The following is a 20,958-nucleotide window of genomic DNA, read 5'->3' as shown; positions in this document are numbered from 1 at the left end:
TGTGTGGATAAAAAGGTACCGGTCCCTTTGGAAGATATCGTATGATAAATAAGGATTATAAGTAAAACATATAATTTTTATAAAGTTGAATAAAAAACTTTTATAACAGGAGAAAATTTTATAGCAGAAAAATATTTTGGGGGATTTTATATGGATGAAAAGGATTGGGCTGTACTCATTACATTATTCGAGGAAAAAAATATGACGAAGGCGGCGGAGCGGTTATATATGACACAGCCGGCGTTAAGTTATCGGCTCAAAAACCTGGAAGCACAATTCGGAGTGCGCCTTTTTTATAAAAGAAAAAAAGGGATGGAGTTCACTTCAGAAGGTGAACATCTGGTTGATTATTCGAAAGAGATGCTGAAGGAGTTCAGAAGAGTGAAGGATGATATGCTCAATATGAGCCATGAAGTCAGCGGGGTTCTCAGATTAGGAGTCTCAAGCAATTTTGCTCAGTATAAGCTCCCGGCGATTCTAAAACGGTTTTCTGATCAGTATCCGTCTGTTCAATTCCACGTCAATACGGGATGGAGTGCAAAAGTGATGGATCTGCTTCATCATTCGGGAGTACACCTTGGGATTATGAGGGGAAATTATGATTGGCAAGGGGAAAAACAACTGTTAAATGAAGAGAGACTGTACCTTATTTCAAAAACTGAAATCAACAGTGAGGACCTTCCAAAATTGCCGATGATTTATTATCAAACTGATGCTTCTTTGAAAAGTTTGATTCAAAAATGGTGGAATAACCAATTTACTGAACCGCCTTTCATTGCAATGGAGGTAGACAGGCAGGAAACCTGTAAAGAGATGGTGAAAAACGGCCTCGGTTATTCTGTTGTGCCGGAAATCTGTCTTCAGCCTTCTGATGAATTATACACATTGGCGCTATCCTATAAAAATAACGAGCCTGTGATACGCGATACTTGGCTCATGTATGATTCTTCAGCGTTAGAATTATCTGTCGTCAAAGCATTCATTACTTTTTTGAATGGGAATAAAGCATAAAAAAACCTGCAAGAGACATCATCTCTTGCAGGTTTCTGAGGCATTACTTCTGGTCTTCTGTATTGCGTGTCAGCACTTTATCGATTAAGCCGTATTCTAAGGCTTCATCAGCTGATTTGAAGTTGTCGCGGTCTGTATCGCGCTCAATGACTTCAAGCGGCTGGCCGGTACGTTCAGCAAGCACTTTGTTTAATTTGTCGCGAAGCAAGAGAATGCGTTTTGCCGCGATTTCAATTTCTGTCGCCTGTCCTTGCGCTCCGCCAAGCGGCTGGTGAATCATAACTTCACTGTTAGGAAGCGCGTAACGTTTGCCTTTTTCTCCGGCTGCAAGTAAAAATGCTCCCATAGAAGCGGCCATACCGATGCAGATCGTGGATACTTTCGGTTTAATGAACTGCATTGTATCATAGATTGCCATACCGGCAGTGATTGATCCGCCAGGGCTGTTAATGTAAATGGAAATATCTTTTTCAGGGTCTTCCGCTTCAAGGAATAAAAGCTGTGACACGATGGAGTTCGCAACGTTGTCATCAATCGCAGATCCAAGCATGATAATACGGTCCTTCAAAAGACGGGAGTAAATGTCATAAGCTCTTTCTCCGCGGTTCGTTTGTTCAATGACTGTAGGTATTAAATTCATAATGCTCCTCCTTCACCTTTTAGGTAAGTATGTATTTACATGATACATTTTTGGTCAATAAAGGTCAAACAAAACGCTGACCAAAATGCCAACCTTTTCTTCTAACACCATTTTTCCCATAAAACAAAAAGTTCAAACAGCAAAGTGGAAATGAGGATGATCAGCACCGGCGCTTGAGAAAATGATATGGCCGGAACGCTCAAAATAGACCGCAATCGCGTCGCTACGTACTGAAGGGTCTGACTACGTCGTCCGCCCTTCCAAAAGCCGTACCGGCAAATACGTTTCCAGCGGCAAATCATCAAATTCGCCTTCAATTTCTTTTGCTAAAATCTCGATGGCTGTTTTGGAAATCAATTCAATCGGCTGCTGGATGGTTGCCAAGTCCGGCAGAACCGATTGAACGGTTTCAGTGCCGTCATAACCGATCACTTTTAATTGATTCGGGATGTCTATTCCCCGTTTTTTGGCCTCGGTCATCACGGCAGCCGCCATGATATCATCGCTGGCAAAAATTCCGTCGGTGTCAGGCTGTTCATCGAATAATGTTGAAATAATGTCATGGTAATGCTGATAAAAGGGTACTTCATATGTAATAGGCTTCCGTCCGTGTTCATGCATGACGTCTTCGTATGCTTTTCTTCTGAGGTTTGCCGGTGTTTCGAGTTCAATCGGGCCGTTGATATGGACGATGTGCCGGCACCCTTTTTCAATCAGCAGTTCTGCCGCCTTTTTTCCGCCGTCATAGTTGTCTGAGCCGACGACGGGAATCGTGTCCGATAAGTAATGATCAATGGCGACAATCGGCAGATTCTGCTTGTGATCATTGAGAATTCCCCGGTTGTAAGTCACGGCGATCACGCCGTCCACTTGGTTTCTTATCAGCATCTCCAAATATTTTTCTTCCTTATCCTTTCGATGTAAACTGTTGCAAAGCAGCAGTTTGTAGCCCATGGACGTACAAATGCTTTCAATATGAAAGGCGAGTTCGCCGAAAAACGGATTGCTGGAGTTTGGGATGATAAGTCCTATTAAATTGGTTCGTTTTCGGAATAAAGAGCGGGCCAGATCGTTTGGAAAGTAATTGATTTCTTCCATCGCCTTGTACACTTTTTCTTTTGTTTTTTCGCTGATATAGCCGCGGTTATTTAATACCCGCGAAACGGTTGTGGATGAAACTCCCGCTATTTTCGCAACATCATGAATGTTAGGCTTCATTCCCGTGCCCTCCTGCTTACTGAAATGGCTTACAATTTCCGTCACGCACTTATTTTAGAGAATCAGGCTGACATGTGCAAGGACATTCCATGTTTCTGTTTTCATATAAAGAGGGCGTGTTTGGTTTGATTGAAATAATCAGAAAATTTTATGTCAACCGATTGACATATGGAACCGGTTGACATACAATTCTTTTTGAAAGCGCTTTATTTATGGAGTGAAGGGAAGTGACGGGTATGGAGAGATGGCTGGCGGCATTAAAGTGAAAGAATCAAACAGTGATGGAAAGTAAGCGCTTACTATGAGCTCGCATGTATGTGATGAATATGAAGAAAGTATGCGGCTCTAAAACGGCTATTAAAAGGCCCTATTAAAGGAGCGGTGCAAATGAAAAGCTCAAAAAGTCTGTATTGGAAACTGAGTGCTTATTTCTTCTTTTTCTTTTTTACTTGGTCTTCCAGCTATTCTTTATTTGCGATTTGGTTAGGGCAGGAAATCAATTTAAACGGATCAGCGACAGGCATTATCTTTTCTGTAAACGCCGTATTTGCCCTGTGCATGCAGCCTCTTTACGGTTTTATCTCTGACAAATTGGGGCTGAAGAAAAAGATATTGTTTATGATCAGCTGTCTTCTCATATTCACGGGTCCGTTTTATATCTTCGTCTATGGGCCGCTTTTACAATACAACGTCTTTCTTGGCGCCGTTGTCGGAGGCTTATATTTGGGAGCCGCTTTTTTGGCGGGGATAGGCGCGATTGAAACGTACATTGAAAAGGTCAGCCGTAAGTATGATTTCGAGTATGGAAAATCAAGAATGTGGGGCTCGCTGGGCTGGGCGGCGGCTGCATTTTTTGCAGGTCAGCTTTTCAATATCGATCCCAATATCAACTTCTGGATCGCGTCTGTTTCAGCCGTCATATTAACGGCCATCATCATGTCTGTAAAAATAGAAATGACCGATCATGAGAAAAACAGAGCGGATTCGGTCCGGTTAAAAGATGTGGGGCGGCTCTTTTTACTAAGAGATTTCTGGTTTTTTATGATGTACATTATCGGGGTGACTTGCATTTACGGCGTATATGATCAGCAGTTCCCGATCTACTATGCGTCTTTGTTTCCTTCGGTGTCGACGGGTAACCAAGTATTCGGCTATCTTAATTCATTCCAAGTTTTTTTAGAGGCCGGTATGATGTTTCTTGCGCCTTTTATCGTCAATAAGTTCGGGGCGAAAAACAGTTTGATTTTAGCGGGGTTTTTAATGGCTTTCCGCATCGTCGGGTCCGGAATTGCAGTTGAACCTGTAGGCATTTCATCAATGAAACTCATCCACGCACTGGAATTGCCGATTATGCTGATCGCCGTTTTTAAATATTTGGCTGCCAATTTTGATACGCGTCTGTCGTCCGTCCTTTATCTCGTCGGTTTTCAATTCGCATCTCAGGCAGGCGCGTCGATTCTGTCGCCGCTTGCGGGAGGATTATATGACAGTGCGGGGTTCCGTCAAACCTATCTCATCATGGGAATCGTCGTCTTCGGTTTTACCGTCATTTCCATATTTACTTTATTGGGCCCGAAACAAAACAGCAGGCGTGTCCAGCGTCTGCAAAAAATCGGATAGAGAGGATGTTACAAATGGATAGAATTCAGCAGGCGGAAGAAGCTTTGAAGGAAGCCGAAGGTAAAGTGAAACAAAGATATCGATTGGGGTACCATATTATGCCCCGGGCGAATTGGATCAATGATCCGAACGGGCTTATTCAGTTTAAAGGAGAATACCACGTCTTTTTTCAGCATCATCCGTATGATGAGCATTGGGGGCCGATGCATTGGGGACATGTAAAAAGTAAAGATCTCATTCATTGGGAGCACCTGCCGGTTGCCTTAGCTCCGGGGGATGAATTCGACCAAAGCGGCTGTTTTTCGGGAAGCGCGGTCGATGATCATGGAAGATTGGCCCTCATCTATACAGGACATAATATAATTGATCAAGAGAAAGACCTATTCTATCAAACTCAAAATATCGCTGTCAGCCAAGATGGAACCGTGTTTGAAAAGCTTCAGGAAAACCCTGTTATTGCGGAACCGCCGGAAGACAGCGCCCGTCATTTCCGCGATCCGAAAGTATGGAAGCATCGCGATGTTTGGTATATGGTCATCGGCAACTCCTCAAAAGAAAACGTCGGACGGGTCGTTTTATACCGTTCACCTGATTTGCGTGATTGGGAATACGCGGGGGTTCTCGCCCAAAGTGACGGTAATCTCGGCTATATGTGGGAATGTCCTGATTTCTTTGAATTAGGCGGCAAACATGTCCTGCTGATTTCGCCCCAGGGGATCGAGGCGGACGGTGATTCCTATCAAAATTTACATCAAACCGGTTATTTAATCGGTGACTATCATGATGAAACAAACAAATTTACACACGGCGCTTTTAAAGAACTGGATCACGGCCATGACTTTTACGCCGTGCAAACATTATTAGATGATAAAGGACGCAGAATTGCTATCGGGTGGATGGATATGTGGGAATCTGAGATGCCGACAAAAGCGGACGGATGGTGCGGTGCACTGACTTTGCCGCGAGAACTGACTTTGCGTGATGATCATAAACTTTTGATGAATCCCGTGGAAGAAACCAAGCAGCTGCGGAAAATGGAATACCGGGAATGTGCCGGACGATCGCTTTCAGGGAGTTACTTGGCAAAGACATCCGAAGACCTGCTTGAAGCCCGAGCCGTGTTTGATGTAAACGATTCCGATGCCGAAGCGGCAGGCTTTAAGATTCGCGGCCTTGACGAAGAAGAACTTGTGCTGACATACAATCTGACGGATAAAAAGCTGACACTTGATTGCACCAAGATGGGGAAAGCGAAAGACGGTGTGAGAAGGGTGCAGACGGATACAAACGGCAAGCTGGCGCTGCGTATCTTTATTGACAGATCCTCGATTGAAGTATTCGCCAATCATGGAGAAACAACGATGACAAGCCGTATCTATCCGAATGAAGGCAGATTGGGGATTGAGCTGTTTTCGGAGAAAGGCGCCGTAAAGGTTGAGGAATTCACCTATTGGACGTTAAAGGACATTTGGAAAAAAAGCTGAAATGTGCTTTTTCTGAAGTGGCTGGAAATGTACCGATCCGGGGGCAGTCCGCCTGAAATGGTTTTTTTGTGAAAATCAATGCCGTTATACGATGCAGGATTATGCTGCATGAGGACGCTGCATAATCCTGTTGTGCATTATCAAAAAAGAGTTGCTTTCTGCGCGTATCTTTATTATAATATAAAGGTATCTGATTGAAAAAACGTGCGCTCGTAGCTCAGTTGGATAGAGCGGTGGTTTCCGGTACCACGTCTGTCGGGGGTTCGAATCCCTCCGAGCGCGTCTCAGTTAAGACGATAGGAAAAACCTCGCAGATGTTAAATCTGCGGGGTTTTTTTATTTTATCTTGTTTTGAAACTGTTAACGAATGTGTCTCTGTTATGTTCGGTGCCGGCAATCAGCCGCGCACTTTCACTGATCCGCTGCGCGAGAGCTTTTTGCGCCTTACCTTCAAAGCTGTTCAATAGTGCTGAATACACTTCATATAATTCATCTTTCAACGTATCCATTTCGAATGTCGGTTTCAGCGTTCGGCGCACTGTTTCCAGTTTTGTCCCCGCTGCCTGCGTCATCCCTGTTTTCAGCATCTGCCGCTGCAGCATTTTCTTCATTGGATCGTCCTTGTGTTCTAAAAGTTCGTCTAATGTCGGCATTATGTATACACCTCTATCATCTTAACCAGTTTGCGAGCATCTGGTCTTTTTCCTGAAATTCGTCTGCTATTTTATGTAAGAATCCGCCGATCTCTTCAAGGTCTATGATCGCCGCCTGCAAAGAATCAATAAACGCCTGCTCAGCCTGAGTGTCATAAAAAATCGGGCCTTTATCGTAAGATAGCGCAATATCTTCAATGGTATTGGTCACGTCCTGTGCTTGAAGCTGATCATACAAGCCGTGTCCGACTTGGCCGTAAAATTCCGTTTTCAGCTCGGCAATTTTTTCATCGTGTTCTTGATAGGCGTTTTGCGCTTCTTTTTTCATCGTCCGCAAATCCTCAGTCATAGCCTGCACCTTTTCAGCCAGCTTCTTTGCGTTTGTCGGCGTTACTTTTATCGCGTCGCCGCTTCCGATCGCACCGGCCGGCAGAAGAGCGCCGAGGTTTTTGTCAAAGACTAATTCATCTCCGTTCGGATTTGCGATAGTTCCGTTTCTGTCGAACACGAAATTTGCTTCGTTTAAGCCGTGTGTATCCGGATTTCTCAGAATGACGGTAGTGAAGAAATAAGCGAGATTTTTTCCGATCTGCTCGCTCAATTTCCCATCAAGCCGCTGCTTTCGGCTGAACTGTGAGAGAGAGGGGTTTTTCGTGTAAATCGTTGTCCCGTTGTGGCGGTCATATTCGTTCCAATAACCCGCCCCGACCATGTCGTCCGGATTGATAATTGACCGGATGTAAGGATCGTAAATGCCGCTGTTGATCTCTTTCTGTGTTTCCTCATCGTGCAGTTTCACGACGGAAGGACTGTTAAACGCGACGGCATACACATTATTATTCACCGCGCTGTATTCGGCCTCAGCGCCGCCAAGTGAATGGCCGGTTGTTGAAATAATCGTTGACGTTCCGGCATACTTTTTCTTTACGCTGCGTACCAGCTGATCGGCTTGATCGATTTGCGAAGTTTTCGTTATCAGCTTATACTTTCCGGTTGTGAGCATGGCGTCTTGAGAGGGCGTTCCGTGATAGGTTCCAAGTGTTTTCGAGGTATCCTTTGCGTCTTTTTTTACAATATAATGTACTTCTGTTTTCGGATCATTTCCGAAAACAATATTGCCGCCGTCCGCTTTTACGCCGTCATTAATCGGGTCTTTTCCGATATCGGTTCCCGCAAAAGCGACGACCACGTTTTCGGGGTTTTTTGATTTTGTCCAGTTACCGTTGTTCTTTTCAGCTTGTGACAGAACAACCGCGTCAAGTCCGGTATCGTTGTCCGATTTTATTTGATCGACGTACCATCTGGTGGAAGATTTAAATTTTAATGGCTTTTGTGTTTCTAAGTGATTCTTAAGAGTTTCATAATCATAAGATACTTGGCTTAAATAAAAGTATTCTCGGTCACTGATATTTGTTACATTGATGTTTTTAGACATGTACAACACCCCGGAGTTGATGTAAGATTAATCTAAGAAAGGATGAGTTTATGAAGAAATACATAATTATCCTAATCTCTGTAATAATTATAGCATTAGGAGGTATTTACATGAAGTACCAACATGATAAAAAAGAAGCAGAACAAGAACTTTTTATCCAAGCGAAAAATAAAATGAAAAGCTATATAAAAGCTAATTACAAAAATATAAAGCAAATTACATACATTAACGATTATAAAATAAATCCTATGGGTGGTATTTCCGTGAAGGGGTACTTGAATGGTAATAAGGAAAAAGAATTTTTCGGGCTTTATGACAAAACGAATGATGAAATAGGAGTTTCGTCAGTCGATGCGGAAGAGAAACCTGAGTGTCAGGAAAAAGAATGTGAATACTAAAAAAGACGCTGGAATAAAGAAGTACTCTGGAATGCCGCTTATATGATCCTCTGTGGACACTGAAGAAAAATCTTAAGACGCCTAAATGCACCGGATGTCACCGACCATTTTTTCCAGTCCGCGAGCTTCATCATAACTCATGGGAGGGATGATTCTGTGAAAAAATACATTATTATCTTCATAGTTATTTTTATAGCAGCCGGAGGCTTTATAATGAAGAGTATGAATGATAAAAATGTTCAGGCTGAAGAGATAAAGATTGCTCAAGAACGAATGGAGAAATTTATCAAAGCGAATTATGAAGGCATACATAACGTTACATTTAAAGATAAATACGAAATAGATCCAATGGGCGGGATAGAGGTATTTGGCTATTACAACGGTGATACATCGAATAAATTCGATGGTATTTACGATAAGGCAAATGACAAGATCATGGGGCACTCAATAGACGCTGTAATAAAGAAAGAATGCAGAGATAAAGATTGCGATTATTAATAAAGACGCTCGTCTGGTATGAGCATACACTAAACGAAAAAGACAAGGGTTCGGCATGTGCCGCCCTTGTCTTTTTTCATTGAACATTGGAAAACATAATCAGAAACAGCTCATCATTTGACAGTCCATTTTAACAGCGTTACAATTAAACGTGTAAATAGTTACATGTTTAAATAAACATAATGTCTCGGGAGGTGATACGTCCTTGAATGAACCTTCTTTAAAAAAGTCATTTATGAGTCAGTGAACCGCATCATTGATCCCGAGCACGTGTATTTCCGCACTGTACCTGTGTTTGAAACAAGCAGTGAGGCATATCAGTTTCTGCAGGACCGGCTGTTTATCGGGGCTGCGGTCAGATTGCCGGATGACATTCGGTTAGATATTTATGAAGTTCAATAATAATATGGAGAGTGAGTCAACATGGAAAACTTTATCGGAAGCCATATGATTTACACGTATGAAAACGGCTGGGAGTATGAAATCTATATTAAAAATGATCATACGATCGACTATCGGATTCATAGCGGAATGGTAGGCGGCCGCTGGGTGCGCGATCAGGAAGTGAATATCGTCAAGCTGACAGAAGGCGTATACAAAGTGTCATGGACTGAACCGACAGGCACAGACGTTTCCTTAAACTTTATGCCGAATGAAAAACGGATGCACGGAATTATTTTCTTCCCGAAATGGGTGCATGAGCATCCGGAAATCACGGTGTGCTACCAAAATGATTACATTGACGTGATGAAAGAGTCACGTGAGAAATATGAAACGTACCCGAAATATGTCGTTCCCGAGTTTGCGGACATTACGTATCTCAACAATGCGGGAATCAATAACGAAACATTGATTTCAGAAGCGCCGTACGAAGGAATGACCGATGATATCCGTGCGGGAAAATTAAAATAAGAGAAAAACCCGGCAGCTTGGCCGGGTTTTTTGTATCCTTTTACGACAGGGTTTTGGTCATGATAAAGTCGACTTGTTTATCATCCCCCATATAAAAAGAGTGTTCTCCGGTTTGGACAAACCCCATTTTTTGATAAAAGGCGATTGCATTTTCGTTTTTTTCCCATACGCCCAGCCAGATGTTCTTTTTGTTGTGTGCTGTTGCGATTTTCACAGCTTCATTCAGCAGATATTTGCCAAGCCCGTGTTTCTGATGGCTTTTTCTTATATAAATTCTCTCAATCTCAAGAGAATCTTCCCCCATTTTTTCTGACTGTGCTTCGTTCATGTTGACTTTTATATACCCCGCAAGGTCATCATGATAATAAACAAAATAGAATTGAGAAGACAGATTGGATAATTCCTTTTTCAGCTGTTCAGAGCGGAATGCATTTTCCAAATAAGCTTTCATATTTTCAGGTGAATTTTGATCCTTAAATGTAGCATTGAATGTTTCAATGCTTATCTCCCGGAGCTCTGTAATATCGTTAAGGCTGCACTTTTTTAATTGAATACTCATGGTCATACAGCTCCTTTCTTCATTTATCATATCAGCTGATTTTTTGTTGTATTTGCAATGAAAATACCGTATAGTAAACATACCGTAATTTTGTTGTATTTGCAACATAAAATAAGAAAATGAGGACGATAAAGTGAAATATGTTTTTTATGTTTTAGGAATCATGATCTTGACCTTTGGTATTTCTGTCACGATTCAATCAGATCTTGGAACGTCGCCTTTTGATGCGCTTATTGTGGGATTGTCCGTCCATGCAGGGCTTACCGTGGGAAGCTGGGAAATCATCATCGCTTTCCTGTTAATTTGCTGTAATTCAATGTTAAAAAGGCAAAGGCCGGAATTTTCAGGGATGATTACGGCGTTTATAACGGGAATCGGGATTGATATGTGGCTTTTTTTTCTGCATCGAGTCATAACGCCTGAACTATGGTACGGAAAAGCGGGCTGTTTTGCAATCGGTTTAGTTGTGATAGGGATAGGAACCGCAACCTATCTGCACACAAATTTCGCCCCGATCCCGGTTGATCGGTTAACGCTAATTGTCCGCGATTTAACCGGGAGAAGCATCTTTTTTTCAAGAACGGTCATTTACTTCATATTTTTCATACTGGCCGTGATGCTAAAAGGTCCGGTAGGCATCGGAACGTTATTAACCGTTTGTTTAGGCGGGATCATCCTTCATTTCTTTATGCCGATTACCGGAAGATGGATAGACGGCATATTAACAGCATCTCCAAAGCAGGAAGAAACGAAAACCCGGTAGCAGGGGTTTTTATCCGGTTCTATCATTTTTCATTTCATCCGCATGTTCAAGGTATAATAAAAAAGGGGGAGGGATTTTTATGAGCGGTCAAAGAAAGCTCGTTTTTTACGGAGCTGTCAGCGCAGATGGCTATCTTGCGCGGGAAAATCACTCTTTAGATTGGTTAATCGGAACTGAAGGTGAAGACGGCACCGATTATGAAGCTTTCTATGAATCTGTCGATACGATCATCATGGGCAGAAAAACATACGAAGAAATATTGGTTTTATTGCCTGAGGAATTTCCGTACAAAGGTAAAGAATGCTATGTGTTTTCGCGGACATTGACCGGGTGCACTGAACATGTGCGGTTTATTCATGAAGAGCCTGCCGATTTTATAAAAGCATTGAAACGCCAAGAAGGCAAGCGGATTTGGATTGTCGGCGGGAGTGATCTGCTGCACCCGGTTTTGGAGGAAAAACTTGTCGATGAGTTTATCATTCAGATCGCCCCCGTTCTGCTCGGCCGCGGAATTTCTTTGTTCAAACCCGGAGACCGGGAGACAGGGCTGAAGCTGACTGATGTCAGGCGCTATAAGCAATTTGCGGAGTTGCATTATGAAGTGAGATGAAATGAAGTGTATGAAAGAAACCCAGTAAAGGTTACCGGGTTTCTTTTTCATGTTTGTTTTTATGTTTTGAAATGGTGTGGGCCGGCCCGCATGAAAACCCTGCAACCATGATAACAACCCCTATCCACCTCACGGCATAGAAATCAGTGTCGCGCAGGAATATTAATGAAACTAAGGTCATAAGCGCCCCGATTATAACGGCAGCTGTGCCGATAATACTTGATTTCTCCATATAAAAACTCCTTTATGAATGTTTGGTTAACGTATTGGGTTAGAATATAACATATCAGGGTAATGCGGAAATGGATTTTCTGCGATGTCTGAAGTAAGATGAAAACGAAACGCCAAGGGAGCCGGCTCCCTTGGCGTTTTTTATGCTTGAAACAGGATGCGGCGTTTTGCTGAATCGGGATCACTTTCGACAGCGGTATCCGTGTTGAAAAGCAAAGTTTCGCGTGAATCGGTATCATATTCAGGCCAATTGAAGTGAGAGGTGTTCGGGTTTCCGGTTTTTGCAAAAGCGAGCCATGCGGATTGGATTTGTTTGGAAAGCTGTTCTGCGTCATCACCGAGCGGTTCTTGCAGCGCCTTTCTCAAAGAATCAAAGTTTCCGAACACAAACGGCAATTCCAGAGCGTGAACGGCTTTATGAAACGGCGGTGTTTCGCCATGCCAATCAAAGCGGTACATCCAGACCGGTGCATGCTGGGACTGTCCTTGTGCGAAAGCGACAGCCGGCCGCCAGAAAATCAGATCCGTCATCATATCGATTTGTCCCTTTAATGAATGCGGATATAAATCTGCCGCTTGCTCGGTGCAGTTTTCTCCGAGGTGATAATGCAAATAATCTTGCTGCTTTTTCTCGGAATGAATATCTGTATCAGGGGTGAAAAACAAATATGCTTCATCACGATTGGTTCCGATAATCATAGGTATGCCTTCTGCGGCCCCGTCTGCTATGGCTTTCACAGGTTCCGCAGGCAATGTGGCCGGATCGATGGCGGGCTGAAACAAAAGCTGGAAAATGTTTTGATCTAGTGAGCGCCGCACTTTATCCGCAGTCTTAAGCAGGTCATTAACGGAAAGCTCCTGCAATTGATCAGTGCCGGCTTCATGAATAAAAGCCGCCGCGATGTCTTTTGCCATGTCCGCCGGGATCGTATGAGAGGCGCCGCTTTCTAAAATGGCTTTATGAAACAGGCCTTTTGCGTCAGGCATTGCCATAAGGGAGGCGATGCTCATGCCGCCTGCCGATTCACCAAATATCGTGACGTTATCCGGGTCTCCTCCAAATTCGGAGATATTGTCCCTCACCCAGCGCAGCGCGGCGATCTGATCGAGCAGCCCGATATTGGCGGAATACGCGTCATGAATAGAAGACAAATGTAAAAAGCCGAACGGTCCGAGCCTGTAATTGAGTGTCACGACAATGACATCTCCCTCAGCGGCAAGGGCAGATCCGTCGTAAAGCGGTTCGCTTCCGGCACCTAAATAAAATGCCCCGCCGTGTATCCATACCATGACAGGCTTTTTTTCGCCCTCTGAATCGGGGGCGAAAACGTTGAGGTAAAGGCAATCTTCAGATTGAGGCGGTATATCCCCGGAAAACGATATGGACAGCATATCATCCGGCTGCGGACAAACCGGTCCGAACGAATCGGCATGTTTTACGCCGTCCCAAAGTGCGGGCGGCTCCGGCGCTTTAAATCTCAGCTCTCCGACGGGCGGCTTCGCGTACGGTATGCCCTTCCATGTGCGGACGCCGCGGCCGGCAGTTCCTTTCAGTGCGCCGCAGCGGGTTTGAACGGTAAGTTTTGTCATGATTTCATCCCCTTTTTTCTTTTCATTATAAACAGAGATGAAGGCATGAAGCGAATAAAAGCCCTTTCATCAGCATATCATCAGTAACGCTTCCGTTCTAAAAATGATCTGACTTCCTGAACGGACAAGCCGAGTTCTTTTGCTTCCTGCATCAGCGCTTTCCATTCTTCAATGTTGGATTCAGTCAGTTTTCTGTTACGGTAGGGTGCGGGCTCCGGGCGTTTTTCAGTCAGTTTGTTCGTAAAGGTGAACAGTTCTTCTTTCGGCATGCCCGACTGCACGGCCTGCACAAGGTGGATGCGCCACTCATCTTCCGTGTCTCCCATCTGATGCAGCATCGTTTCGGCATCAAAAAGCTCCGTCAGATCGACCTGCAGGGTGGCGGATACTTTTTTCAGAAATTGGATGGACGGATTTGAGTGAACCCCCCGTTCTATTTTGCTTAAATAAGATTTAGAGACACCTGCTTCAACTGCTAGCTGATTAATAGAGTAGCCTTTTCTTCTGCGGTATAAACGAATTATTCTTCCAATCATTGTGCTGAATTCTCCCCTGTATACTGGCATTTTTTGTTCATTATAAGAAATTTTTCGTTCTTTATAAAATTTAAAATTATAAGGTAAGTGCAGTAAATAAGAGGAAAATCATGATAATGTTCTCTAAAAAGAACCAAATGGCTTAATTTGAAATTTTCAAATTTCGACCTTTTCTTTTATAATCCAATCATTAACAGAAGGGGGCGTTTAAGCCTGATGCAATAAGGATGAGGCTGTAATTACATGAATGAGAATATGAGTTTTAAAGAATTATTTGACATTATTAAACACAGACTTTTACTGATTTTTATCATGACAGCAGTTGTAACGCTGGTGACGGGATACATCCAATTCCGGGTGGTTTCGCCCGTTTATCAGGCATCGACCCAAGTGCTCATTCATGAAACAAGCGGTGAAAAAAATTCGAATCTCAGCGACGTTCAGCTGAATCTTCATTACAACAATACGTTTCAAACGATAATGAAAAGCCCGGTTGTGCTTGAGAAAGTGAAACAGAAGCTGCATCTTTCTGAGACGGCATCCGCTTTAAAAGCAAAGATCACGACAAGCAGCGAAACCGATTCAGAGATCATTACCGTAGCGGTGCAGGACGAGAACCCGAAACAGGCCGCCGCTATAGCGAACACGCTGATGAAGACATTTAAAAAAGAAGTCCGTGACAGGATGAATATAAAAGGCGTCATTGTTTTGTCCGAGGCAAAAGCATCGGAAAGCCCGATGGTCAAGCCTTCGCGCATCAGGAATATCATGATGGCGTTCGGTGCGGCTCTCATGGCGGGTGTGACGCTTGCGTTTTTTCTCCACTTTCTTGATGAAACCGTTAAAAGCGAGCGGCAGCTCAGCGAAAAAACAGACTTGCCTGTTTTAGGGGTTGTGTATGACATCAAAAATCAGCAGACACGGTCTGATGAAAAACATTTCGGGGAGTGAGGCGTTTGGGATTCAGAAAAAAGAAATCAAGAAGGGGACTGGCTCAAATATCCGTTTTACATCACAAATCATTGGTGGCTGAACAATACCGCACCATTCGGACAAATATTGAGTTCTCCTCTGTTCAGACCCATTTGCGCTCTATTCTCGTCACTTCCTCCGTTCCGGGAGAAGGAAAGTCATTCAGCGCCGCCAACCTTGCCGCGGTATTTGCGCAGCAGGAAAAAAAGGTGCTGCTCGTCGATGCGGATTTACGAAAACCGACGATACACGAGACCTATCAGCTTGAAAATGTACAAGGCCTTACGAATGTGTTAGTCGGAAACGCTTCCCTCGGCGAAACGGTGCAAAAAACGCTGATTGATAACCTTTACGTCTTAACGAGCGGGCCGACGCCGCCGAATCCGGCTGAGCTTTTATCTTCAAAGGCGATGGGAGAGCTGATTCAGGAGATGTACAGCCGGTACAGTCTGGTTATTTTCGATTCACCTCCGCTTTTGGCGGTGGCGGACGGACAGATTTTAGCGAACCAGACAGATGGAAGCGTTCTCGTCGTCTTGAGCGGAAAAACGAAAATGGATACCGTCCAAAAGGCGAGAGACGCGCTCCAGCAGTCAAAGGCAAAGCTTTTGGGGGCGCTGCTGAATAAAAAGAAAATCAAAAAAACGGAGCACTACTCGTATTGAGCGGTGCAGGTGATGTCTCCTTACCTTTATCAACGGAGGCACTCGGCTCTGCTGTGGGCGGCGTTTTTCGCCGCCTTAGATGCTGGTCGTCGGTGGCGGGGTGTGAGGACGGGTTAAATGCCCAATTTATCTTAAGATGATGCATTGTTATCGGCTTAGCTGTTATGTCTGTTTTTACGAAAACCGTATCAGCTAAACCGATAAATGAGGAGGGGAAAGATTGACTTACCGGAGAAGACTTTCAATGATTTTTGCATTGGATACGTATCTCGTTTTACTTTCCGTTGTTATAGGATATCAATTTTTTGAGGATTCTTATCACTTTTATGACTCCGGAGCGTTGCTGCTGACTGCCGTGAGCATGCTGATCAGCCATCATGTATGCGCTTTTATGTTTCACCAGTATAAGCAGGTATGGACGTACACGGGAATAGGCGAGCTGCTTGCCTTGATGAAGGGGATCACGCTGTCAGCAGCCGTAACAGCCGCCGTCCAATACGGGGTGTTCCACACGATTTTGTTCCGGCTGTTGGCCGTCAGCTGGATGGTTCAGCTATTGTTCATCGGAGGAAGCCGGATGATTTCACGGGTGCTGAAAGAAACGATCGGCAGGAAGCAAAATGACTCTTCCCGGGCGCTGATCATCGGCGCAGGTTCGGGAGGGACGCTGCTCGTCCGTCAGCTTACCCAGAAAAACGATCTCGGAATCATGCCTGTGGCTTTTATTGATGATGATCAGACGAAGCATAAGCTCGAAATCATGGGCCTGCCCGTCATCGGCGGAAAAGAAAGCATTATGCCGGCGGTGCAGAGGCTGAGAATTCACCATATTATCATCGCCATTCCGTCTCTTTGCACCCATGAGCTTCAGACGTTATACAAAGAATGTGTGCAGACGGGCGCCCATATTAAAATCATGCCGCAATTTGATGAGATCCTGCTCGGAACGCAGGCTGCCGGACACATCAGGGATGTAAAAGCCGAAGATCTGCTCGGCAGAAAGCCGGTCACCCTTGATACGAGCAAAATTTCTGACAGCATCAAGGGAAAAACGATTCTGGTCACGGGCGCCGGCGGCTCAATCGGTTCTGAGATCTGCCGCCAGATCAGCGCGTTTCTTCCGCGGGAAATCGTCCTTCTCGGCCACGGGGAGAACAGCATTCATTCCGTACATACCGAGCTGTCCGCACGCTTCGGCAAAGAGGTGCTCTTTCACGCGGAGATCGCCGATATTCAGGACAGAGATAAAATCTTTACTTTGATGAAAAAATACGAGCCGCACGTCGTCTATCATGCGGCTGCCCATAAACATGTGCCGTTAATGGAACATAATCCGGAAGAAGCCGTTAAAAACAACATCATCGGCACGAAAAATGTCGCCGAAGCCGCCGACATGTGCGGAACGGAAACATTCGTGCTGATTTCTTCTGACAAAGCGGTCAATCCGGCCAATGTCATGGGCGCGACGAAACGGTTTGCGGAAATGGTCATCATGAACCTCGGAAAGATCAGCCGCACCAAATTCGCCGCCGTCCGTTTCGGAAATGTGCTCGGAAGCCGCGGCAGCGTCATTCCGATTTTCAAAAAGCAGATTGAAAAAGGCGGACCCGTCACCGTCACGCATCCGGCGATGACAAGATATTTTATGACGATCCCCGAAGCGTCAAGACTCGTCATTCAGGCGGGGGCGCTTGCAAAGGGGCGGCAGATTTTCGTTCTGGATATGGGAGAACCCGTCAAAATCGTCGACTTGGCAAAAAACCTGATTCATTTATCAGGCTATACGACAGAACAGATTCCCATTGAATTCTCCGGTATCCGCCCGGGAGAAAAGATGTATGAAGAACTGCTGAATCATAATGAAGTACATACGGAACAGATTTTTCCGAAAATCCATATCGGGAAAGCGATCGACGGGGATTGGGCCGTGCTCATCCGTTTTATGGAGGAATTCAGTCGTCTGCCTGAAGATGAGCTGAGAAAACGGCTGTTTGAGGCGATCGAATCAGTACATGAAGAAGCGGCCGCAGGTGTGTGATGGGAGGACAGAAAGATGACGAAAAAAGTATTATTCTGCGCCACTGTCGATTATCATTTTAAAGCCTTTCATCTTCCGTATTTTCAATGGTTTCAGGATATGGGGTGGGAGGTGCACGTCGCGGCAGGCGGCAATATGAATCTTCCGTTCGTTGATGAAAAGTTTTCCATTCCGATCCGGCGCTCGCCGTTTCATCCCGAAAATCTTTCTGTTTACAGGCGGCTGAAACGGCTCATTCAGGACAACGGCTACGACATGATTCACTGTCATACGCCGGTCGGCGGCGTGCTTGCACGCCTTGCGGCGAGACAAGCGCGCCAAAAAGGGACAAAGGTGCTGTACACCGCGCACGGCTTTCACTTCTGCGACGGAGCGCCCCTGAAAAACTGGCTTCTTTATTATCCGATCGAAAAATTTCTCTCTTCTTACACGGATTGTTTGATTACGATTAATGAAGAGGATTACGAACGGGCCAAGCAAATGAAAAAAACAGCTTGCGGCGCGAAGAAAATACACGGCATCGGCGTGAATACAGACAGGTTTCGCCCTGTGAGCCGGGCAGAGAGTGAACGTCTGAGAGAAAAACACGGCTTCGGCGCCGGGGAATTTATCCTCATATACCCCGCTGAATTAAACGGCAATAAAAACCAGGGACTTCTCATTGAGGCTGCGGCATTGCTGAAGAACCGCATTCCGGAGCTGAAACTCGTATTTGCCGGAGAAGGCGCGATGGAAGAACCGTACAGAAAAAAGGCTGAATCACTCGGGGTATCCGACATCGTGCGGTTTTACGGTTTTTGCCGTGACATTCATGAGCTGATTCAGCTTGCCGATCTGTCTGTCGCCTCAAGCATCCGCGAAGGGCTCGGCATGAATCTGCTTGAGGGGATGGCTGCCGAAAAGCCCGCCGTTGCCGCGGACAACAGGGGGCACCGTGAGATCATCGAAGACGGCGTGAACGGTTTTCTCGTGCCGGCGGGGGACAGCGCGGCATTTGCCGATCGGATTGAAAAGCTGTACCGGTCCCCGGGTCTGCGAAAAGCAATGGGACAAGAAGGGCGCAGGACGGCGGAATGTTTTTCAGAAACACGTACGGTAAAGGAAATGGCGCACATTTACGCCGGTTATATGGATAAAAAGGAGAAAAGCGTATGAATGCAGGAGCACAACCGAAAATTTCCGTCATCATGGGAATTTATAATTGCGAAGAGACTTTAGCGGAGAGTATTGAATCCATCCTGAGCCAATCGTATAAGAATTGGGAACTGATTATGTGTGATGACGCGTCAACTGACGGAACGTATCAGATTGCGCGCCGTTACGCGGATCATTACAGCGACCGGATCACGCTGATTCAAAATAAGACGAATCAACGGCTTGCCGCTTCGCTGAACCGCTGTCTGACATACGCAACGGGGGATTATATCGCCAGGCAGGACGGTGATGACATCTCCAACCCGAGGAGACTGGAAAAACAGGCCGCTTTCTTAAACAAGCACGCCCACTATCAAGTCGTAGGCACGGGGATGCTCGTATTTGACGAATTCGGCGTCAGGGGCGCCCGGCTTTTGCCGCCCGTGCCGAAACCGGGAATTATGGCGAAAGGCACACCGTTCTGCCACGGCACTATTATGATGCGGGCTGAAGCGTACAAAGCGCTTGGAGGCTACCGGTCAGTCAGGCGGACGCGGCGGATGGAGGATATCGATTTGTGGCTGCGCTTTTTTGAAGCGGGTTTCCGAGGGTACAACCTTCAGGAAACGCTGTATAAAGTCAGAGAGGACAGTGATGCGTTTAAAAGGAGATCGTTTACGTATTCCATTGATAATGCGGTGCTCGTTTTTCAGGCATGCAGACGGCTGAAGCTGCCGATTTCCCATTACGCGTATATCGCAAAACCGCTCATCCGCGCCATTACGCCGCCCGCGGTCATGAACCGTTATCATAAAAACAGGGACATCCGCCAAAAAGAAGGGCTTGCCGAACATGACTGATAAACCGATGCGGGTGCTGCACATCTTCAGCGGGATGAACAGGGGCGGCGCAGAAACGATGATGATGAATTTATACCGGAAGATGGACAGAACGAAGGTGCAGTTTGATTTTTTAACCCATAGGAACGATCCGTGCGCTTATGATGAGGAAATTCTCGCTCTCGGCGGACGGCTTTTTTATGTGCCGAGCATCGGCAGCACAAACCCGATTACATTTGTAAAACAGGTCAAGCGGGTGATTCAGGAAAAAGGCCCGTTTGCCGCCGTGCACGCCCATACCGATTTTCAGTCGGGATTTATCGCGCTTGCCGCTCGTTTAGCCGGCGTCCCGGTGCGGATCTGCCATTCGCACAGTACGTCGTGGCGGGGGCGGGCGTCGCGGCTTGCCGGGATACAGCTGTTTGTTTTCAGACGGCTGATCACGGCAAACGCCACGGCACTGTGCGCCTGCGGAAAAGAGGCGGGCCGTTTCTTATTCGGGAAAGAAAAAGACGTGCATCTTTTGCCGAATGGCATTGATCTCGACCTATTTGCCGGCGGGTGCGCGGATACAGAAGCTGAAAAAAGGAAGCGGGGCATTGCAGACGGCCGTTTGGTGATCGGCCATATCGGCCGCTTTACAGAAGAAAAAAACCACGAATTTCTGCTCCGGCTGGCCGCTGATATGAAAGAGCGGGGCATCGGTTTACAGCTGATTCTCGCCGGAGACGGTCCGCTTCGCACCGACATGGAAAATCTGGCGGCGAAGCTGGGGCTTGATGATGATGTGCGTTTTATCGGCATAGAAGACCGCGTTCATGCCCTGCTGAAAACGCTGGATGTATTTGTCATGCCGTCTCTTTATGAAGGGCTGCCTGTCACGCTCGTTGAAGCGCAGGCCTCCGGGGTGCCGTGCGTGATATCAGACGGCATAACGGAAGAAGCCGATGCCGGGCTCGGGCTGGTCAAAAGGCTCAGCCTTAAAGAACCGCCCCGACAATGGGCATCCGCGGTTTTACGGGCAGCAGAGGCGGCAAAGCCTGACGGGGCGCGCATTAAAGAAACCCTCAGACGGCAGGGATATGACGCGGGAGAAAATGCGGGGGCTGTTATGAAGCTTTACAATATGAATTGGAAAAAGGAACAGTAACG

23 protein-coding genes and 1 tRNA gene are annotated in these 20,958 nt (G+C 45.7%); 16 read left to right on the top strand and 8 right to left on the bottom strand.

All coding sequences use genetic code 11. The features are described from left to right. The first annotated feature begins 150 nt into the window (after positions 1 to 150). Complete coding sequence (locus NYE38_RS17050) at positions 151 to 1,011, top strand: LysR family transcriptional regulator (RefSeq protein ID WP_017418853.1); 861 nt, start codon at positions 151 to 153, stop codon at positions 1,009 to 1,011. Positions 1,012 to 1,054: 43 nt separating this feature from the next. Here the strand turns inward: NYE38_RS17050 and clpP are convergent, their stop codons facing one another. After that, positions 1,055 to 1,651 (bottom strand): ATP-dependent Clp endopeptidase proteolytic subunit ClpP, encoded by a 597-nt coding sequence (clpP, locus tag NYE38_RS17045; RefSeq protein WP_003151513.1) that lies wholly within the window; start codon positions 1,649 to 1,651, stop codon positions 1,055 to 1,057. Positions 1,652 to 1,894: 243 nt separating this feature from the next. Further along, positions 1,895 to 2,869 carry a LacI family DNA-binding transcriptional regulator gene (locus tag NYE38_RS17040; RefSeq protein ID WP_015418285.1) on the bottom strand — a complete coding sequence of 325 codons (975 nt, stop codon included), beginning with the start codon at positions 2,867 to 2,869 and terminating at the stop codon, positions 1,895 to 1,897. A gap of 387 nt (positions 2,870 to 3,256) precedes the next feature. Between NYE38_RS17040 and NYE38_RS17035 the strand changes: the two genes are divergently transcribed. From NYE38_RS17035 to NYE38_RS17025, 3 genes are all read left to right on the top strand, one after another. Beyond that, positions 3,257 to 4,489 (top strand): MFS transporter, encoded by a 1,233-nt coding sequence (locus NYE38_RS17035; RefSeq protein ID WP_017418854.1) that lies wholly within the window; start codon positions 3,257 to 3,259, stop codon positions 4,487 to 4,489. A gap of 14 nt (positions 4,490 to 4,503) precedes the next feature. Then, a complete protein-coding gene (locus NYE38_RS17030; protein ID WP_017418855.1) occupies positions 4,504 to 5,973 on the top strand; it encodes a glycoside hydrolase family 32 protein in 1,470 nt (489 codons plus the stop codon). Between the two features lie 206 nt (positions 5,974 to 6,179). Further along, a tRNA-Arg gene (locus tag NYE38_RS17025) sits at positions 6,180 to 6,255 on the top strand. Positions 6,256 to 6,314: 59 nt separating this feature from the next. Here NYE38_RS17025 and NYE38_RS17020 read toward each other — a convergent pair. Next, on the bottom strand, positions 6,315 to 6,626 hold the full coding sequence (locus tag NYE38_RS17020; RefSeq protein ID WP_007407407.1) for a hypothetical protein: 312 nt from the start codon (positions 6,624 to 6,626) through the stop codon (positions 6,315 to 6,317). A 16-nt stretch (positions 6,627 to 6,642) separates the two neighbouring features. Beyond that, a complete protein-coding gene (locus tag NYE38_RS17015) occupies positions 6,643 to 8,061 on the bottom strand; it encodes a lipase (RefSeq protein WP_110085642.1) in 1,419 nt (472 codons plus the stop codon). A 110-nt stretch (positions 8,062 to 8,171) separates the two neighbouring features. On the opposite strand from NYE38_RS17015, the gene NYE38_RS17010 reads away from it, so the two are divergent. The 4 genes from NYE38_RS17010 to NYE38_RS16995 all read left to right on the top strand — a co-directional run bounded on the left by NYE38_RS17010 (position 8,172) and on the right by NYE38_RS16995 (position 9,869). Then, complete coding sequence (locus NYE38_RS17010; RefSeq protein ID WP_017418857.1) at positions 8,172 to 8,459, top strand: DUF1433 domain-containing protein; 288 nt, start codon at positions 8,172 to 8,174, stop codon at positions 8,457 to 8,459. Positions 8,460 to 8,672: 213 nt separating this feature from the next. After that, positions 8,673 to 8,957, top strand: a complete 285-nt coding sequence (locus NYE38_RS17005; protein WP_050556579.1) for a DUF1433 domain-containing protein — start codon at positions 8,673 to 8,675, stop codon at positions 8,955 to 8,957. A 243-nt stretch (positions 8,958 to 9,200) separates the two neighbouring features. Then, positions 9,201 to 9,359, top strand: a complete 159-nt coding sequence (locus NYE38_RS17000) for a DUF3237 family protein (protein WP_017418859.1) — start codon at positions 9,201 to 9,203, stop codon at positions 9,357 to 9,359. Between the two features lie 21 nt (positions 9,360 to 9,380). Continuing rightward, positions 9,381 to 9,869 carry a phenolic acid decarboxylase gene (locus NYE38_RS16995; RefSeq protein WP_014305882.1) on the top strand — a complete coding sequence of 163 codons (489 nt, stop codon included), beginning with the start codon at positions 9,381 to 9,383 and terminating at the stop codon, positions 9,867 to 9,869. A 40-nt stretch (positions 9,870 to 9,909) separates the two neighbouring features. Here the strand turns inward: NYE38_RS16995 and NYE38_RS16990 are convergent, their stop codons facing one another. Next, complete coding sequence (locus tag NYE38_RS16990) at positions 9,910 to 10,428, bottom strand: GNAT family N-acetyltransferase (RefSeq protein WP_025649312.1); 519 nt, start codon at positions 10,426 to 10,428, stop codon at positions 9,910 to 9,912. A gap of 133 nt (positions 10,429 to 10,561) precedes the next feature. Here NYE38_RS16990 and NYE38_RS16985 point away from each other — a divergent pair, with 133 nt between their 5' ends. Both NYE38_RS16985 and NYE38_RS16980 read left to right on the top strand, forming a co-directional pair. Continuing rightward, on the top strand, positions 10,562 to 11,191 hold the full coding sequence (locus tag NYE38_RS16985) for a YitT family protein (RefSeq protein ID WP_014305880.1): 630 nt from the start codon (positions 10,562 to 10,564) through the stop codon (positions 11,189 to 11,191). 79 nt (positions 11,192 to 11,270) lie between these two features. Further along, complete coding sequence (locus tag NYE38_RS16980) at positions 11,271 to 11,801, top strand: dihydrofolate reductase family protein (RefSeq protein WP_017418861.1); 531 nt, start codon at positions 11,271 to 11,273, stop codon at positions 11,799 to 11,801. 31 nt (positions 11,802 to 11,832) lie between these two features. On the opposite strand, the gene NYE38_RS16975 is transcribed toward NYE38_RS16980, so the two are convergent. The 3 genes from NYE38_RS16975 to NYE38_RS16965 form a co-directional block, all read right to left on the bottom strand. Next, positions 11,833 to 12,033 (bottom strand): hypothetical protein, encoded by a 201-nt coding sequence (locus NYE38_RS16975; protein WP_069007621.1) that lies wholly within the window; start codon positions 12,031 to 12,033, stop codon positions 11,833 to 11,835. A 140-nt stretch (positions 12,034 to 12,173) separates the two neighbouring features. Beyond that, the gene (locus NYE38_RS16970) at positions 12,174 to 13,622 is read right to left on the bottom strand and encodes a carboxylesterase/lipase family protein (RefSeq protein WP_340801936.1); all 1,449 of its coding nucleotides are present in this window, start codon (positions 13,620 to 13,622) and stop codon (positions 12,174 to 12,176) included. A gap of 80 nt (positions 13,623 to 13,702) precedes the next feature. Beyond that, entirely contained in the window at positions 13,703 to 14,158 is a 456-nt protein-coding gene (locus NYE38_RS16965; protein ID WP_017418863.1) for a helix-turn-helix domain-containing protein, read from the bottom strand. Positions 14,159 to 14,401: 243 nt separating this feature from the next. Here NYE38_RS16965 and NYE38_RS16960 point away from each other — a divergent pair, with 243 nt between their 5' ends. The 6 genes from NYE38_RS16960 (at position 14,402) to NYE38_RS16935 (ending at position 20,956) form a co-directional block, all read left to right on the top strand. After that, the gene (locus tag NYE38_RS16960) at positions 14,402 to 15,109 is read left to right on the top strand and encodes a Wzz/FepE/Etk N-terminal domain-containing protein (protein ID WP_017418864.1); all 708 of its coding nucleotides are present in this window, start codon (positions 14,402 to 14,404) and stop codon (positions 15,107 to 15,109) included. A gap of 5 nt (positions 15,110 to 15,114) precedes the next feature. Further along, a complete protein-coding gene (locus tag NYE38_RS16955) occupies positions 15,115 to 15,795 on the top strand; it encodes a CpsD/CapB family tyrosine-protein kinase (protein ID WP_007407393.1) in 681 nt (226 codons plus the stop codon). 220 nt (positions 15,796 to 16,015) lie between these two features. After that, positions 16,016 to 17,833 carry a nucleoside-diphosphate sugar epimerase/dehydratase gene (locus NYE38_RS16950; RefSeq protein WP_195182923.1) on the top strand — a complete coding sequence of 606 codons (1,818 nt, stop codon included), beginning with the start codon at positions 16,016 to 16,018 and terminating at the stop codon, positions 17,831 to 17,833. A 15-nt stretch (positions 17,834 to 17,848) separates the two neighbouring features. Further along, the gene (locus tag NYE38_RS16945) at positions 17,849 to 18,988 is read left to right on the top strand and encodes a glycosyltransferase family 4 protein (protein WP_014305877.1); all 1,140 of its coding nucleotides are present in this window, start codon (positions 17,849 to 17,851) and stop codon (positions 18,986 to 18,988) included. Continuing rightward, a complete protein-coding gene (locus tag NYE38_RS16940) occupies positions 18,985 to 19,827 on the top strand; it encodes a glycosyltransferase family 2 protein (RefSeq protein ID WP_015387673.1) in 843 nt (280 codons plus the stop codon). Before NYE38_RS16945 ends, NYE38_RS16940 begins: the two co-directional genes overlap by 4 nt. Beyond that, a complete protein-coding gene (locus tag NYE38_RS16935) occupies positions 19,820 to 20,956 on the top strand; it encodes a glycosyltransferase family 1 protein (RefSeq protein ID WP_340801945.1) in 1,137 nt (378 codons plus the stop codon). The genes NYE38_RS16940 and NYE38_RS16935 overlap by 8 nt, the downstream gene beginning before the upstream one ends. Positions 20,957 to 20,958 lie beyond the last annotated feature (2 nt).

The sequence above is a fragment of the Bacillus sp. EU63 genome, from assembly GCF_038592915.1.
Lineage (GTDB): Bacteria > Bacillota > Bacilli > Bacillales > Bacillaceae > Bacillus > Bacillus velezensis.
The sequence above is the reverse complement of the archived record's forward strand: the minus strand, read 5'-3'. Positions and strand labels throughout refer to the sequence as shown.

Excerpts from the sequence above, each read along its gene's own strand:
- NYE38_RS16940 (WP_015387673.1), top strand. The coding sequence starts at position 18,985 with ATGAATGCAGGAGCACAACCGAAAATTTCCGTCATCATGGGAATTTAT.
- NYE38_RS16935 (WP_340801945.1), top strand. The coding sequence starts at position 19,820 with ATGACTGATAAACCGATGCGGGTGCTGCACATCTTCAGCGGGATGAAC.
- NYE38_RS17035 (WP_017418854.1), top strand. The coding sequence starts at position 3,257 with ATGAAAAGCTCAAAAAGTCTGTATTGGAAACTGAGTGCTTATTTCTTC.
- NYE38_RS16965 (WP_017418863.1), bottom strand. The coding sequence starts at position 14,158 with ATGATTGGAAGAATAATTCGTTTATACCGCAGAAGAAAAGGCTACTCT.
- NYE38_RS17050 (WP_017418853.1), top strand. The coding sequence starts at position 151 with ATGGATGAAAAGGATTGGGCTGTACTCATTACATTATTCGAGGAAAAA.
- NYE38_RS16975 (WP_069007621.1), bottom strand. The coding sequence starts at position 12,033 with ATGGAGAAATCAAGTATTATCGGCACAGCTGCCGTTATAATCGGGGCG.
- NYE38_RS17010 (WP_017418857.1), top strand. The coding sequence starts at position 8,172 with ATGAAGTACCAACATGATAAAAAAGAAGCAGAACAAGAACTTTTTATC.
- NYE38_RS17030 (WP_017418855.1), top strand. The coding sequence starts at position 4,504 with ATGGATAGAATTCAGCAGGCGGAAGAAGCTTTGAAGGAAGCCGAAGGT.
- clpP (WP_003151513.1), bottom strand. The coding sequence starts at position 1,651 with ATGAATTTAATACCTACAGTCATTGAACAAACGAACCGCGGAGAAAGA.
- NYE38_RS16970 (WP_340801936.1), bottom strand. The coding sequence starts at position 13,622 with ATGACAAAACTTACCGTTCAAACCCGCTGCGGCGCACTGAAAGGAACT.
- NYE38_RS17005 (WP_050556579.1), top strand. The coding sequence starts at position 8,673 with ATGAAGAGTATGAATGATAAAAATGTTCAGGCTGAAGAGATAAAGATT.
- NYE38_RS16990 (WP_025649312.1), bottom strand. The coding sequence starts at position 10,428 with ATGAGTATTCAATTAAAAAAGTGCAGCCTTAACGATATTACAGAGCTC.
- NYE38_RS17040 (WP_015418285.1), bottom strand. The coding sequence starts at position 2,869 with ATGAAGCCTAACATTCATGATGTTGCGAAAATAGCGGGAGTTTCATCC.
- NYE38_RS16960 (WP_017418864.1), top strand. The coding sequence starts at position 14,402 with ATGAATGAGAATATGAGTTTTAAAGAATTATTTGACATTATTAAACAC.
- NYE38_RS17020 (WP_007407407.1), bottom strand. The coding sequence starts at position 6,626 with ATGCCGACATTAGACGAACTTTTAGAACACAAGGACGATCCAATGAAG.
- NYE38_RS17015 (WP_110085642.1), bottom strand. The coding sequence starts at position 8,061 with ATGTCTAAAAACATCAATGTAACAAATATCAGTGACCGAGAATACTTT.
- NYE38_RS16980 (WP_017418861.1), top strand. The coding sequence starts at position 11,271 with ATGAGCGGTCAAAGAAAGCTCGTTTTTTACGGAGCTGTCAGCGCAGAT.
- NYE38_RS16995 (WP_014305882.1), top strand. The coding sequence starts at position 9,381 with ATGGAAAACTTTATCGGAAGCCATATGATTTACACGTATGAAAACGGC.
- NYE38_RS16945 (WP_014305877.1), top strand. The coding sequence starts at position 17,849 with ATGACGAAAAAAGTATTATTCTGCGCCACTGTCGATTATCATTTTAAA.